The sequence below is a fragment of the Streptomyces sp. Ru72 genome, assembly GCF_002920635.1.
Lineage (GTDB): Bacteria > Actinomycetota > Actinomycetes > Streptomycetales > Streptomycetaceae > Streptomyces.
Window position 1 is genome coordinate 14,267 of sequence record NZ_PQSR01000041.1, and the last position, 14,386, is coordinate 28,652.

10 protein-coding genes are annotated in these 14,386 nt (G+C 74.0%); 7 read left to right on the plus strand and 3 right to left on the minus strand.

Going from position 1 to position 14,386, the window contains the following annotated elements; genetic code table 11:
• Positions 1-65 precede the first annotated feature (65 nt).
• The 7 genes from C3488_RS20040 (at position 66) to C3488_RS40155 (ending at position 11,425) form a co-directional block, all read left to right on the plus strand.
• Positions 66-1,211, plus strand: coding sequence for an ROK family glucokinase (locus C3488_RS20040; protein ID WP_103841296.1), 1,146 nt, complete (start codon positions 66-68; stop codon positions 1,209-1,211).
• Positions 1,208-1,795 (plus strand): sugar kinase, encoded by a 588-nt coding sequence (locus C3488_RS20045; protein WP_103841298.1) that lies wholly within the window; start codon positions 1,208-1,210, stop codon positions 1,793-1,795. Before C3488_RS20040 ends, C3488_RS20045 begins: the two co-directional genes overlap by 4 nt.
• A 165-nt stretch (positions 1,796-1,960) precedes the next feature.
• Positions 1,961-4,783, plus strand: a complete 2,823-nt coding sequence (locus C3488_RS20050) for a DEAD/DEAH box helicase (RefSeq protein ID WP_103841300.1) — start codon at positions 1,961-1,963, stop codon at positions 4,781-4,783.
• Positions 4,780-6,975, plus strand: coding sequence for an SWIM zinc finger family protein (locus C3488_RS20055; protein WP_103841302.1), 2,196 nt, complete (start codon positions 4,780-4,782; stop codon positions 6,973-6,975). The genes C3488_RS20050 and C3488_RS20055 overlap by 4 nt, the downstream gene beginning before the upstream one ends.
• Positions 6,976-7,487: 512 nt before the next feature.
• A complete protein-coding gene (locus C3488_RS20060; RefSeq protein WP_103841304.1) occupies positions 7,488-10,349 on the plus strand; it encodes an FtsX-like permease family protein in 2,862 nt (953 codons plus the stop codon).
• A gap of 43 nt (positions 10,350-10,392) precedes the next feature.
• Positions 10,393-11,085: an ABC transporter ATP-binding protein gene (locus tag C3488_RS20065; RefSeq protein ID WP_103841306.1), complete on the plus strand. Its 693-nt coding sequence runs from the start codon at positions 10,393-10,395 to the stop codon at positions 11,083-11,085.
• A 133-nt stretch (positions 11,086-11,218) separates the two neighbouring features.
• Complete coding sequence (locus tag C3488_RS40155) at positions 11,219-11,425, plus strand: hypothetical protein (RefSeq protein WP_146067896.1); 207 nt, start codon at positions 11,219-11,221, stop codon at positions 11,423-11,425.
• On the opposite strand, the gene C3488_RS20070 is transcribed toward C3488_RS40155, so the two are convergent.
• From C3488_RS20070 to C3488_RS20080, 3 genes are read right to left on the minus strand one after another with little or no spacing between them, the layout of a single operon-like run.
• Complete coding sequence (locus C3488_RS20070) at positions 11,419-11,937, minus strand: S26 family signal peptidase (protein ID WP_103841308.1); 519 nt, start codon at positions 11,935-11,937, stop codon at positions 11,419-11,421. The two genes, C3488_RS40155 and C3488_RS20070, sit on opposite strands and share 7 nt — an antisense overlap.
• Positions 11,934-13,835, minus strand: coding sequence for an ABC transporter ATP-binding protein (locus C3488_RS20075; RefSeq protein WP_103841310.1), 1,902 nt, complete (start codon positions 13,833-13,835; stop codon positions 11,934-11,936). Before C3488_RS20075 ends, C3488_RS20070 begins: the two co-directional genes overlap by 4 nt.
• Positions 13,832-14,383, minus strand: a complete 552-nt coding sequence (locus C3488_RS20080; protein WP_103841312.1) for a hypothetical protein — start codon at positions 14,381-14,383, stop codon at positions 13,832-13,834. The genes C3488_RS20075 and C3488_RS20080 overlap by 4 nt, the downstream gene beginning before the upstream one ends.
• Positions 14,384-14,386 lie beyond the last annotated feature (3 nt).

Genomic DNA, 14,386 nt, shown 5'->3' on the forward strand with positions numbered 1-14,386 from the left:
CGGCCCCGACGCGGCGAAGGGGCCCACAGTGCAGGCCAACGCGCGCGTGCGGCAGAATCGGGCCGGTGAGCACCTACCGCGACTTCACCCACCGCGGCTCCGCCCGGGCCACCGTCCTGCGGACCGTCGGCACGCGCGAGCGCCGTTCCCATCTGTCGGCACCGCGCGTCCCCACGGTCGGCATCGACATCGGCGGCACGAAGGTGATGGCCGGCGTCGTCGACGCCGACGGCAACATCCTGGAGAAGCTCCGCACCGAGACGCCCGACAAGTCCAAGAGCCCCAAGGTGGTCGAGGACACCATCGTCGAGCTCGTCCTGGACCTCTCCGACCGGCACGACGTGCACGCCGTCGGCATCGGCGCGGCCGGCTGGGTGGACGCGGACCGCAACCGGGTCCTGTTCGCCCCGCACCTGTCCTGGCGCAACGAGCCCCTGCGGGACCGTCTCGCCGAGCGGCTCGCCGTCCCGGTCCTGGTCGACAACGACGCGAACGCCGCCGCCTGGGCCGAGTGGCGCTTCGGCGCCGGCCGCGGCGAGGACCACCTCGTCATGATCACCCTCGGCACCGGCATCGGCGGCGCCATCCTGGAGGACGGCCAGGTCAAGCGCGGCAAGTACGGGGTCGCGGGCGAGTTCGGCCATATGCAGGTCGTACCCGGCGGCCACCGCTGCCCGTGCGGCAACCGCGGCTGCTGGGAGCAGTACAGCTCCGGCAACGCCCTGGTCCGCGAGGCCAGGGAGCTGGCCGCCGCCGACTCCCCGGTGGCGTACGGGATCATCGAGCACGTCAAGGGCAACATCTCCGACATCACCGGCCCGATGATCACCGAGCTGGCACGTGAGGGCGACGCCATGTGCGTCGAGCTGCTCCAGGACATCGGCCAGTGGCTCGGCGTCGGCATCGCGAACCTGGCGGCCGCCCTGGACCCGTCCTGCTTCGTGATCGGCGGCGGCGTCAGCGCGGCCGACGACCTGCTGATCGGCCCGGCCCGGGACGCCTTCAAGCGCCACCTCACCGGCCGCGGCTACCGCCCCGAGGCGCGTATCGCCCGCGCCCAGCTGGGCCCCGAGGCCGGCATGGTCGGCGCGGCGGACCTCGCCCGGCTGGTGGCCCGCCGCTTCCGGCGCGCCAACCGGCGCCGGGTGGAGCGGTACGAGCGCTACGAGCGGTACGCGCAGTCCCGCCGCACCACCAAGGGACTGCTGTGACGGCCGCCGCCTCACTGCCGCGCCAGTCGTCGCCCCCGGGTGAGCCGCCGCGCCCGCCGGAGGACCGTCGGCGCACGATCCGCCGCCGGGCGCTGACGCTGCTGATCATCGTGCTGCTCATCGGCGTGCCCGCCGGGTACCTGATCATCTCCGCCAACCAGTCCCGCAACAGCGGCAAGGACAAGGAGGCGAAGTACGCGGCGACCGGCCTCGTCCCCGGCTGGCCCTCGCGGGTGCAGCGCCGCCTCTACCAGGTGTGGGTGCCGTGGGACGCGACGAAGGTCGCGTCGTACGAGACGAACAACTGGAAGACCAGCCGGCTGTACGTGCAGTTCACCACCAGCGACGACGGACTGAACCGGTTCCTGTGGACCCTCAAGGCCACCCGGTCCTCGCTGAAGGCGAACGACATCGCCATCAGCGCGCGCGACCAGCACGTCGTCAACTGGTCCTTCACGGGGCAGGGCCCCTGGTACGGCCTGACCCACGCGCAGAAGAACCCGGCCCCCACCTTGGACGTCGTCGTGAACACGTCCCAGCCCCAACACCCGACGGTGTACGTGGTGTCGCGGACGGTCCCCTGACGGTGATCCCTGCCGGGTGGTTCCCCGACGGGTGAGCCCCGCACCGGTGGTCCCCGACGGTCCCGTCCCCGCAGGGCCCGGCCGGTGGCCGGAGCCGATTGTCAGACCCCGCCCGTAGAGTCGAAGACGACCGACACGAACGAGCGGCGGGAGGTGACCGGACGTATGGCGGAGCAGGTGGCCGAGGAGGCCGTGCCCGGGCGGGCGCCCGCATGGGAGAGCCTGGCCGCTGTCTTCCTGCCCGCGCCGCTGCCCCGCCGGAGCCGGGTGGCCTTCTGGGACCCGGACGGCGGCCCGCTGCCGTCGGACGGCACCGAGGACCTGACGGTCGTCCGGCCGCACGGATCCGGAGCACGCAGAAGCACCGTTCCCGCCGTGACCCTGCCCCTCACCGAGGCCCTCCCGCTGCTTGCGCGAGCCCGCCGCGCCCCCGCCGCCCACCCCGCGACCGCCTGCTGGGGCGCGGCCGCCCTGCACGCCCTGCGGCTCGTCGCCCGCGGCCGGCTGCTGCCCGGGCTCACCGCGGACGGATACGACGCGTGGCGCGCGGGGCCCCTGGAGCCGGACGACATCACCCACCTCAGGGCCATCGCCGCCGCCCTGCCGTCCGAAGGCCACGCCGTCCCGCTCCCCGGCAAGGGCCCCCTGCTGCTGCCCGAGCCCGAGGCCCTCGTCCGGTCCTTCCTGGACGCGGTCGCGGACACCCTGCCGCGCACCCCGGCCGCCCCCCACACCTCGGGCAGGCCGTTCGCCGCCGAGGAGCCGCAGCGGCTGCCCGAGGCGCACGAGTGGGCCGCCGAGGTCGCCGCGGGCATGGACGCGGGCGTGCGGATCTCGCTGCGTCTGGACCTGTCGGCCTACGACCTGTTCGACGGCGGCGAGGGAGGGGGCCGCGCCGGTGCGGCGATCGTGCAGGTGCACAGCCTCGCCGACCCGACCCTGGTCGTGGACGCCGACGCACTGTGGGCCGGTGAGGCGGACGCGGCCTTCGGTCCCCGCGCGCGCGTCGACGCGGCCCTCGCCATCCGCCGCGCGGCCCGGGTCTGGCCCCCGCTCGACCGGCTCGCCGAGCGGGAGGTGCCGGACGTCCTGGCGCTGTCCGAGGACGAGTTGAGCGATCTGCTGGGCGTCGCCGCCACCCGGCTGGGCGCGGCCGGAGTCGCGGTGCACTGGCCCCGGGACCTGGCACACGACCTCACGGCGACGGCCGTCGTACGGCCGGCGCCCGGCTCGGCGACCGACGGCACCGGCTTCATGGAGAGCGAGGAACTGCTGCGGTTCCGCTGGCAGTTGGCGCTCGGCGGCGACCCGCTCAGCGAGGCCGAGATGGACGCCCTCGCGGAGGCCCACCGCCCGGTCGTCCGGCTGCGCGACCGGTGGGTGCTGGTCGACCCGGCGCTCGTCCGCAAGGCCCGCAAACGGGAGTTGGGCCTGCTCGACCCGGTGGACGCGCTCGCCGTCGCCCTCACCGGGACCGCGGATGTCGACGGCGAGACGGTTCAGGCGGTTCCGGCCGGCGCGCTGGCCGCGCTGCGGGACCGGCTGACGGCCGGCGTCGGTCCGGTGGATCCGCCGCCGGGGCTCGCCGCCCGGCTGCGGGACTACCAACTGCGCGGCCTGGCCTGGCTGGACCTCATGACCTCCCTCGGCCTCGGCGGCTGCCTCGCCGACGACATGGGGCTCGGCAAGACGGTCACCGTCATCGCCCTGCATCTGCGCCGGGCACGCCGCGAGCCCACGCTGGTGGTCTGCCCCGCCTCCCTGCTCGGCAACTGGCAGCGGGAGATCACCAGGTTCGCGCCCGGAGTCCCGGTCCGCCGCTTCCACGGCCCGGAGCGCACCCTGGACGACGTGGACGGCGGATTCGTCCTGACGACGTACGGCACGATGCGGACGGCGGCACCCCGGCTGGCCGAACAGACCTGGGGCCTGGTCGTCGCCGACGAGGCGCAGCACGTCAAGAACCCCTACTCCGCGACGGCGAAGGCACTGCGCAGCATCCCGTCCCCGGCCCGCGTCGCCCTCACCGGCACGCCCGTGGAGAACAACCTCTCCGAACTGTGGGCCCTGCTGGACTGGACGACCCCCGGACTGCTCGGCCCCCTGAAGTCCTTCCGCGCCCGGCACGCGCGGGCGGTGGAGACCGGTGAGGACCCTCAGGCGGTGGAGCGGCTGGCCCGCCTGGTCCGCCCGTTCCTGCTGCGGCGCAAGAAGTCCGACCCGGGCATCGTTCCCGAGCTCCCACCGAAGACCGAGACGGACCACCCGGTCCCGCTCACCCGCGAGCAGGCCGCCCTCTACGAGGCGGTCGTACGGGAGTCGATGCTGGCGATCGAGACCGCCGAGGGCATCGCACGGCGGGGCCTGGTCCTGAAGCTGCTGAGCGCCCTCAAACAGATCTGCGACCACCCTGCCCTCTACCTGAAGGAGGACGCGGCAACCGCCACGGGCCTCATCGCCAGGTCCGGCAAACTCGCCCTGCTGGACGAGCTGGTGGACACCCTGCTGTCCGAGGACGGCTCGGCTCTGGTCTTCACGCAGTACGTGGGCATGGCCCGCCTGATCACCACGCACCTGGCCGCCCGCGCGGTGCCCGTGGACCTGCTGCACGGGGGGACGCCGGTGCCCGACCGCGAGCGGATGGTGGACCGCTTCCAGAGCGGCACGACCCCGGTCCTGGTGCTCTCCCTCAAGGCGGCGGGCACCGGCCTGAACCTCACCCGCGCCGGCCATGTCGTCCACTTCGACCGCTGGTGGAACCCGGCGGTGGAGGAACAGGCCACGGACCGCGCCTACCGCATCGGCCAGACCCAGCCGGTCCAGGTCCATCGTCTGATCACGGAGGGCACGGTCGAGGACCGCATCGCGGAGATGCTTCAGGCCAAGCGCGCGCTGGCGGACGCCATCCTGGGCTCGGGCGAGTCGGCCCTCACGGAACTCACGGACCGCGAGCTGGCGGACCTGGTGTCGCTGAGGAGGACGGCGTGAACGGGGCGGCGGAGGAACGCCCCTGGGCGGGCGGGCAGCAGAGCGGCGGCCGAGCGCAGCGCCCTGCCGACGCGGCCCGCCGTGCGCTGCGCGAGGCACGGGAGCGCGAGCGCGCCGACGGTGTGGCGGAAGGCGTGGAGCCTCCCGCCCGAGTCGAGCCTTCTGCCCGGGTCGGGTCCTCTGCCCGGGTCGAGCCCTCCGCCGGGGGAGCGGATGCCGTCCTCCCCGAGCCGGAGGTGAAGCCGACGGCCACCCGGCCGGGCGATGCGGCGCGAGCGGCGCTGCGGCGGGCGAACACGGAGCGCCGGAGCACCCGGCTTGCGGACGAGCCGGAGGAGGGGCCGAAGGAGGGAGAACCTGCGGAAACGCGGCGGACCGCAGCACCCCCGGCCACAGCTCCCCCAGCCGCCGCGCGGGAGACCGCGCCCGCCGCACGGCCCGGCGACATCGCACGCGAGGCGCTGCGGACAGCACGGAAGGAAGCGGAACGGGACCGCGCGGACAGCCGTGCCACCGAGGCCGAGGTACGGCGCCGATCCGGCAGCCCGGATCCGGCCCGCTCCCAGGAGGGCGCCGCCGAGCCGTCCGGCGCCGAGGAGACCCCCGCCCACCGGGCATCCGTCGCCGCGACGAGGCCGACGGGTGCTCGCGCCCGCCGCAGCACTCGTCCGGCGGGCGGCCGCCAGGCCCGGGACGTACGGGCGCTCCTCGCCGGTGCCTTCGAACTGCCGGCGTCGGCGGCACCGCGGAGCGGGAGCGGGCCCGCCGCGCGGGAACCCGGCGAGCGGAGCCACACACCCTCGCCCTCCCCACGCGAGACACCGAGCCCGCCCCCACGGCGGTGGCAGGGCCCACCCGAACCGTCCGCCGGGCCCCGCGGTACGCAGGCCGGCGCGCCCCCGGTCGCCCCCCGCTACCCGCGGTCGATGGCCGCCCCCGGTCGTGACGGCGAGCTGCGGCGTACCTTCGCGGCGCTCCCCGCCCGTCCGGTGCGTGACCGCGACCGGTTCGCCGAGACGTGGTGGGGCAACGCCTGGGTGTCCGCGTTGGAGGAAGGGGCCCTCGACGCGGCACGCCTGGCGCGGGGGAGGGCGTACGCGGGGCGGGGGAACGTGGACGCCATCACCGTCACCCCGGGGCTCGTGGTGGCGTACGTGCAAGGCAGCCGGCCCCGGCCGTACCGTGTGCAGGTGCGGCTCAGGACGTTCTCCGACGAGGAGTGGGACCTCTTCCTGGACGCCGCCGCCGAGCGGCCCGCGCACATCGCCGCGCTGCTGGACAAGCAGATGCCGCAGTCCCTCGCCGAGTGCGGGGTCCGCCTGCTCCCCGGCGCCGGAGACCTCGAACCCCACTGCAGCTGCCCCGACTTCGGCCACCCCTGCAAGCACGCGGCCGCCGTCTGCTACCAGACCGCGCACCTGCTCGACCGCGACCCCTTCGTCCTGCTCCTGCTGCGCGGCCGTGGCGAGCGTGACGTGCTCGACGCCCTGTCACGGCGCAACGCGGCCCGCGCGGCCCGGGCCGACCGGGACCGCAGGCCCGCCCCCGCCCCCGGCATACGCGCCCGGGACGCCCTGGCCCGCCGCACCCGGCCGCCGCTCCCCGCGCCCCTGCCCCCGCCCGCCCACCCCGAGCAGCCACCGGTCTACCCGGACGCTCCGGGCGGCCCCGACTCGTTCGCGCTGGACCAGCTCGCCACGGACGCCGCCGCCCGCGCGCACGCCCTGCTGACCACCGGGCACGACCCGGTCGGGGAACTGACGCTGTGGCAGGACGCGGTGCGGCTCGCCGCCGCCCGCCCCGGCTCGGGCCTCACCGCAGGAAGCCGGGCGCTGTACGCGTCGCTGGCCGCCGCCACCGGGCGGACACCGGCCGACCTGGCGCGGGCGGTCGCCGCCTGGCGGCAGGGCGGGAGGGAAGCCCTCGCCGTGCTGGAGGAGCCCTGGGACCCGCCGGCCGGCCGCTTCGACCGCGCCCGTCCCCTGCTCCTGGCCGCGGACCTGCCCGCCTTCCGCCCGTGGCGCAACCGCCTCACCCATCCCGACGGCCATGTCCAGCTCCGTCTCGGCCAGGACGGCCTGTGGTACGCGTACGAGTCGGAACCGGACCGTGACGACTGGTGGCCCCGGGGCACCCCCGACCCCGACCCGGTCGGCGCCCTGACCGGACTCGGGGCGCCGGGGGAGGGCTGACACGGGGGCGTCCCGGGATCGCCCCAAGGGGCCGGCGCAGACCTACGGGTTCAGGACCGTCACGGTTCCCACGCCACCGTCCGCGCCGTCACCGGCCCGGTCAGCCCCGACGGAGCCGCCTGGACAGACGGAGCTTCACCGGCCCCCGAGCCGCGCGGACCTTGCGGATCTCGAAGTCCATCGCACCGCTTGAGCTGGGGTGTTGCGACGACCACTGGAACCGAGGCATACCTGACGGGGCCTCTTCGTGTGGCTGGTCACGATGGTCTGAGGGCTCCTTCGTGGGCTCCGTTGTACTCGGGCTCGCCGCTGTCGAGCACCCGGAGCAGGCACCTGGTGACGCCCGGCGTGCTGCGGCCGATGCGAGCATGCGGCATGGGTACTTCCCCTCGCGAACGAGGTCGTAGCCCTTCGCCGTCGAAGGAGCCGTGCGACAGCCTCACTCCCTTGCTGCCGTCGTCGTGTATCGCCCATGTATGGCCGCTCCCTAGCGTGACGCCGATGGAGGCGCCATGTGGGGAATGATCACCGGTCAGCTGCGCAGGCAGTTCGTGCGGACGTCGACGTTGCTGGTCGGTGTGCTGGTGGCCACGGCCGGGTTCACTCTGCTGACCGGGTCCGTGGAGACCTCACGCCTGACGGTGAAGGCGTCCGCCGACGCCAACTTCCGTGCCGCGTACGACATTCTCGTGCGGCCTGCCGGTGCGCGGACCGGGCGCGAGGAGTCCGTCGGCCAGGTGCGGCCCAATTTCCTGTCCGGGCAGTTCGGTGGGATAACTCCCGGTCAATGGCGGGAGATCGCCGATCTACGAGGGGTGGAGATCGCCGCTCCCGTGGCGATGCTCGGCTATGTGCAGGCCGGGACGCACGCCCGGGTCGATGTGACCGGACGGCTCGACCCCGCGGCCGACCGGCAGCTGCTGCGGCTGCGCAACACCTGGACCACGGACCGGTCCCTGAGCAAGGCCCAGGACCCGGGTTCGGTGTACGTCTACGTCACGAGCAACCCGGTCGTGCTGCCGGATGCCACATCGACGGCCAAAGACCCGAGTTGGAGGAGTCTGTACACGTACCGCGGACGGCACCTGACCGAGGTCGGTGACGTGCTGAGCCAGGGGGACAGCCCCTGCGACGAGGGCGAGATGCCTCCGCTCGAGGTGCTGCCCGGGGGGAAGTTCGAGCCGCTGTGTTCCCTTCGTACGGTCTCCTCGTACGGCGGTGGCGCGGTCAACGACCAGCTCGACCCCGCCCAGCGCAGCGAACTCGTCGTCGTGCAGCGGCATGCGGACGGCACCTTCACCAGCGGCACGGACGTGCACAACCGCACGACCTCCCGCCGCGCCGTAGTCGACATCGACTGGTCGATGACGCTGCTGCTCGCCGCCGTCGATCCCGAGCAGGAGGCCCGGCTGGTCGGGGTGGACCGGGCGATGACCTCCGGCCGGTATCTGAAGGACGGTGAGAAGCCCGCCATGGACACGGCGCGCGGGGCGGGGTTCGAGGACATTCCGCTGATCAGTACGGACCAGCCCTATCTGGACGAGCAGTTGAGCACGTCGGTCTCAAGCGTCACGGGAACGCTTCCGAAGCTTTGCGGGCGTGGTGGGAAGGAGCTGCGCGGTCTGCTGGCCGGGCTGCCTGTCAGCCCCGGGGCGACCACGCGCGCCGACGCCGACACCGTGTTCCGGCGGTCGGTCGCGGACGGCACGATCGACGTCAACCCCTTCGTCGTCCTCCAGGCCGGAGCCCCCCGCTACGCGGCCGGCGGGGGAGTGCTGCGGCCGGTACCCGTCGCGTCGGACAGCGGTGAGCTGTGGCGGCAGTCGACGTACGGCGGCGATCTGCCGGCGTGGTTCGTTCAGGACACGGCGTTCCGGCCGGTGACGAGGTTGCCCGGAACCGACGCGAGCCAGGACCACTTCCCGCAGTTCAGGGTGGTCGGCACCTACGCCGTCGAGCGACTGAAGGGCTTCTCGAAACTGTCCGAGGTGCCCCTGGAGACCTACCGGCCGCCCGTCGCCCGCGCCGCCGACGAGGCCAGCCGCGTCGCACTCGGCGGCCAGGCGCTCGCTCCCAACAGCAACCCGGGCGGCTACCTCGCCACCCCGCCGCAACTGCTCACCACCCTCCAGTCGGTGGAGGCCGTCACCGGTCCGGACTCCCCGCACGCGAAGGACCCGATCTCCGCGGTACGGGTCAGGGTCGCGGGTGTGCACGGAACGGACGAGGCGTCCCGGGAACGAATCCGCGCGGTCGCCGAGGCGATCACCACCCGCACCGGGCTCGACGTGGACATCACGGCAGGTTCCTCCCCGGCGCCGCAGGACGTGGCACTGGGGAAGGGCAAGTTCGGGCGGCCCGCGCTCGCGCTGACGGAGAACTGGACCGCCAAGGGCACCGCCGTGGCACTCGTCGAGGCCGCCGACCGCAAGAGCGTGCTGCTCTTCGGCCTGGTGCTCGGCGTGTGCGCACTGTTTCTCGGCAACGCCGTGGCCGCCTCCGTACGCACCCGTCAGCGCGAACTGGCCGTCCTCGCCTGCACCGGCTGGACGGGCGCCCGCCTCGCCGGCCTCGTCCTCGGTGAGGTCGCCCTGGTCGCAGCCGTGGCCGGTGCCGCCGGTGCCGGGGCCTCGTTCCCGCTGGGCTGGGCCTTCGGTCTCGACGTCACCGCGGGGCGCGCGCTGCTCGCGATACCGCTGGTGGTGGCCACGGCCCTGCTGGCCGGGGCGCTTCCGGCGATCCGGGCGGGACGGCCGTATCCCGCGCAGGCGCTGCGGGGCTCGGTTGCCGGGCCGCGGCGGGCCCGGCGCGCCGGGCGCGGACGCACGCTGCCCGGCCTCGCGGTCAGCGGGGCGCTGCGTACGCCGTCCCGTTCGGCGCTCGGCGCGCTGGCGCTCGCGGTGGGGGTGGCCGCGGTCTCCCTGGTCACGGCGGTCGTGTGGACGTTCCAGGGCGAGGTCCAGGGCACGCTCCTCGGCGAGGCGGTCTCCCTCGAGGTGCGCGGGGTCGATGTGGCCGCGGCCGTACTCACCGCGGCCCTGGGGGTGTTCGCCCTCGCCGATGTCCTCTATCTCGACAGCTGTGAACGGGACGGGGAGTTCGCCATGCTGCGGGCCTGCGGCTGGGCCGACACCGAGGTCATGCGACTGGTCGTCGCGCAGGGGGCGGTGATCGCCGTGGCGGGCGCGGGGGTCGGCGCCGCGACGGGGCTCGGACTGACCGTGGCCTTCACCGGCTCGATTCCGGCGGGCCTGCCGGTGGCGGTGGGCGCGGTCGCGGTGGCGGGAGTGCTGGCGGCCGTGGCGGGCAGCGTCGTCGCGGCCGGCCTCGCGGTGCGGCGGTCGCCGGCCGGGCCGTTGGCCGAAGAGGGGTGAACCAAGAAGGATGGACAGAGATACGGAGAGGGGAGAGAACCCTATGGGGGACGGTGCGTCGGTCCTGGTGGAGGACCTGCACAAGAGCTTCGGCACCGGTGACGGGCTGATCAAGGCGGTCGACGGCATCAGCCTGGACATCCCGGCCGGACACAGCGTCGCCCTCGTCGGTGCCTCCGGCTCCGGCAAATCCACGCTGCTGCACCTCATCGGGGCCATCGAACGGGCCGATGCGGGACGGGTGTCGGTGGACGGCCAGGACGTCACCGCGCTGGGGCGGCGGGCCGCCGCCGCGTACCGGCGCACGGTGGGGTTCGTGTTCCAGCGGTTCCATCTGCTGCCGGGCCTGAGCGCGCTGGACAACGTGCTGGCTCCCGTGCTGCCCCGCAAGGTCGGCTTCGACCGGGACGCACGCGCCCGCGAACTCCTCGCGGCGGTGGGCCTTCAGGGACGGGAGTCGGCGTTGCCCTCGCAACTGTCCGGCGGACAACAGCAGCGGGTCGCGGTGGCGCGGGCGCTGATCGCCCGGCCCCGGCTGCTGCTCGCCGACGAACCCACCGGGAGCCTGGACTCGGCGACCGGTGAGCAGATCATGGACCTGGTGGGCGAGTTGGCCGCCGAGCACGGCTGCACGCTTGTGGTGGCCACGCATGACATGGGGGTGGCGGAACGCTGCACGGACGTGCTGCGGGTACGGGACGGGCGGCTCGGCGAGGTGGCGGGCAGCGGGGCTTGAGATCGGGGCGCGCCCGGTGAGCGGGGCGCAAGTGGTCCGCGTATCGGCGATGTATGGCAGGCGTATGCCGTCCCCGTAGCGTCATGGACGAACGCCGTCGTGACGAGCGACGGCCTCAATTGGGGGTTTTGTGATGCGCACTCTGAACCGACTCGCAGACTCGGTCCTCGGCCGGGTGGTACCGCGCGCCGAGGCCGAGGCGAGCACCACGGAGTACTGGTGCCGCCGCGACACGAGCTGCGGCCCCCAGTACCCCAACGCCAAGGGGAACTGGCGTCGTTACTGCGAGTCACCGGGTACGAACTGCACCGCGTGGACGCTCTACTCCTGCTGTTACTGACGCGGTTCCTGTCGTCCCCGGTGCTTGGCATCGGTCGCGCCCGGCCCCCCGTCGCACCCTGCGGCGGGGGGCCGGGCCTTTGTGCCGAGCACCACCGCGACCACCACGTCCACGGGTACGAGGCCGACGGTCCGTGAGTCCGTGCTCGACGCCGCGTTGTCGCCGAGCACCGCCATCAGCCCGGGCGGCACCCGGCCAGGGCACCCGGGAACCCCGGCCGGAACCGGGTCGCCCGGCAACGCCGCGACCCGCTTCACCCACAACCCGTCCCCCTCCGCGACCGGGCCCACCACACGGGCGCCGTCCGGCAGTTGCACCGGCAAAACGACCACCTGACCCACGCGCAGCCGACGGCCCGCAGAGCCACTGCGCCGCCCCGCGAGCGGCCCGCCTCCGCCCGCACGACCTCCGGTCCGACGGGCCAGGACCACCGCCCCGTCCCGCAGGTCGGGCTCCATGCTGTGCCCCCGTACGGTCACGAGCATCAGCCACCTGCCGAGCACCCGCTTCACCCCGCGACCTCCTGCTCCCGGCCGGGCTCGCCCCCCTGAACCCCCGCCACCTCCCGCTCCGGCCCCGACGATTCCTCCCGGAACCCCGCCGCCTGTCCCCGGAACAGCTCGGCGTACCGTCCCGACGGCAACCTCATCAGCTCCTCATGCGGTCCTTCCTCCCGCACCGCACCCCCGTCGAGGAGCACGATCCGGTCCGCGGAGCGAACCTCGCTCAGCCGGTGCGAGATCAGCAGCCGGGCCTGGCCCCGCCCCAACCGCCGGATCACACCGGCCACTTCGGCCTGAGCATCCGGATCGAGCCCCGACGTCGGTTCATCGAGCACGAACAGGTCCCGGTCCGCCCGCAGCAACGCCCGGGCCAGTGCGACCCGTTGCCACTGTCCGCCGGAGAGCACGACACCGCTGTCCCGGTCGTTCGCCCCGAAGAACCCCCGGGTCAGCATCGTGTCGTACCCGGCCGGGAGACCCGCGAGGACCTGGTGCACCCCCGCCTCGCGCGCGGCTTCGACGACCTCCGGGCCGGGCGCGCCGGCGGGAGTGCGAACGGCCAGCGCCGGATCGCCGAGCGCGATGTTCTCCGCCGCCGTCATCTCGTACGAGACGAAGTCCTGGAAGACGACACTGAGCCTGTCCCGCAGCGACTCGGGCGTGTACTCCCGCAGATCCGTCCCGTCCCACAGGATCCGCCCCCGTTCGGGGTCGTAGAACCGGCAGAGCAGTTTGACCAGCGTGCTCTTGCCGGCCCCGTTCACGCCGACGAGACCCACGCTCTCCCCGGCGTGCACCGTCAGCGTCACGCCCCGCAGCACCCACGGCAGATCCGGGGCATAACGGAACCACACGTCGTCGAGGACGATCCGGTCGCGCAGGGGGCCCACGACCCGCCCTTCCGTGCCGGGCCGTGCGCCGCCCTCGGCCACGGCCACGTACTCGGCGAACACCAGCAGATGCTGATGGCCGTTGGCCACCGCCGTGACCGCCGAACCGAGTCCGCCCTGTACCGAGGCCACCGCCGCGAGGAACACGGAGAGGTCCCCGACGGTCAGCGTCCCGGCCGACACGCGTCCCACCGCCCACAGCAGTCCGCCGCCGGCGATGCCCGAAGCGAGCAGAGTGGGCAGGGAGTTGACGCTCAGACGTCGTACGTCGAGCCGGTGCCTGATCCGGTTGACGGCCCGCCGCTCGACGAGCATGCGCTCCCGCAGCACATCCCCGATGCCGAACAGCCGTATCTCCTTGGCCGCCGTCGTACCGCCGAGCAGCGTCGAGAAGAACGCCTCGCGGCGCTCGCCGGCCGTGACGCCTGCGAACGCCGCGGCTGTGGCCCGGGCCAGCCGCAGCTCCGCGACCAGCTTCGGTACGGCACCGAGCAGCACCAGTCCCGCAAGGACCGGGCTGACGGCGGCCAGCATTCCGGCGAACCCCACCAGCGTCCACCCCGACCGCAGCAGGATCAGGGCGCACTGCACCAGCTGTACGGGGGTGTCCTGGCCGGACTGCTGGGCGAGCCGGAGCCGGTCGAGCCGTACCGGATCCTCGTAGAGGTCCAGGCCCGGATGGGCGTTGACCGCACGGAACAGCCGATCCTGCGCGGTCAGCGCCACGGCCCGGGTGAGCACGCCCTGGCAGAGATCGTCGGCGTACGGCAGGAGCGCGAGCAGCACGCCGATCCCGGCCAGGGCCGCGGCGGTCGCGGTGACCTCGCGCGTCCCGTACCCGGTGAGCGAGTCGATCAGCCGCTTGGTCAGCCAGGCCGCCGCGACCGGCCCGGTGGCCTCGACGACGGCGAGCAGCAGGGTCGCCGCGAGGGCGCGGCGGTGCGCGCCGAGCGCGAGCCGCAGCGCCGTGGCCGCGACCCGGCGCCGGGACACGGGGTGCTGTGCCCGGTGCGTCATACGACCGGCCGGCCCACGATCCCCGCCTTGGCGATGAGCTCCGGCGCGCTCACCGCCGACCAGCGGATCACCACGCCGTCGCCGGTGTCGTCGAGACCGCAGACCAGGGGCAGCCCGTCCACTCGGAAGGTGGTGATCCACGACTCGACCCAGGGGTCCTTCGGGCCGCCGACGATGACCCGGGCCACCGGTTCCAGGGCTTTCGTGAAACGCGCGTTGTCGTCGTCGGTGCCCTCGGAGAGGATGGCGACAACACGTTCGCTGCCCCCGGGCTCGTCCATGGCGCTCGTGAGGACCAGCGGCAGCAACTGCTCACAGGGCTCGCAGCCCGGTGCGAAGAAGGCGACGAGCGTGGGCCGGGTGCCGTCCGGTATGTCCACCATGGCGCCGGCGGTCATCCGGTGGGCCTCGGTGATGCCGGTGACCGGGGCGGGCGCCGCATGGGCCGGGCGGGCCTCGATCTCCTTGAGCCGGCGGATGACGCCGTACAGGAGAAGGAGATCGAACAGGCCGAGGAGCAGGCCGAGTACGGAGAGACCGAGGGACACAGG

Coding starts and splice junctions, on each gene's coding strand:
- C3488_RS20050 (WP_103841300.1), top strand. CDS start 1,961: ATGGCGGAGCAGGTGGCCGAGGAGGCCGTGCCCGGGCGGGCGCCCGCA.
- C3488_RS20060 (WP_103841304.1), top strand. CDS start 7,488: ATGTGGGGAATGATCACCGGTCAGCTGCGCAGGCAGTTCGTGCGGACG.
- C3488_RS20065 (WP_103841306.1), top strand. CDS start 10,393: ATGGGGGACGGTGCGTCGGTCCTGGTGGAGGACCTGCACAAGAGCTTC.
- C3488_RS40155 (WP_146067896.1), top strand. CDS start 11,219: ATGCGCACTCTGAACCGACTCGCAGACTCGGTCCTCGGCCGGGTGGTA.
- C3488_RS20075 (WP_103841310.1), bottom strand. CDS start 13,835: ATGACGCACCGGGCACAGCACCCCGTGTCCCGGCGCCGGGTCGCGGCC.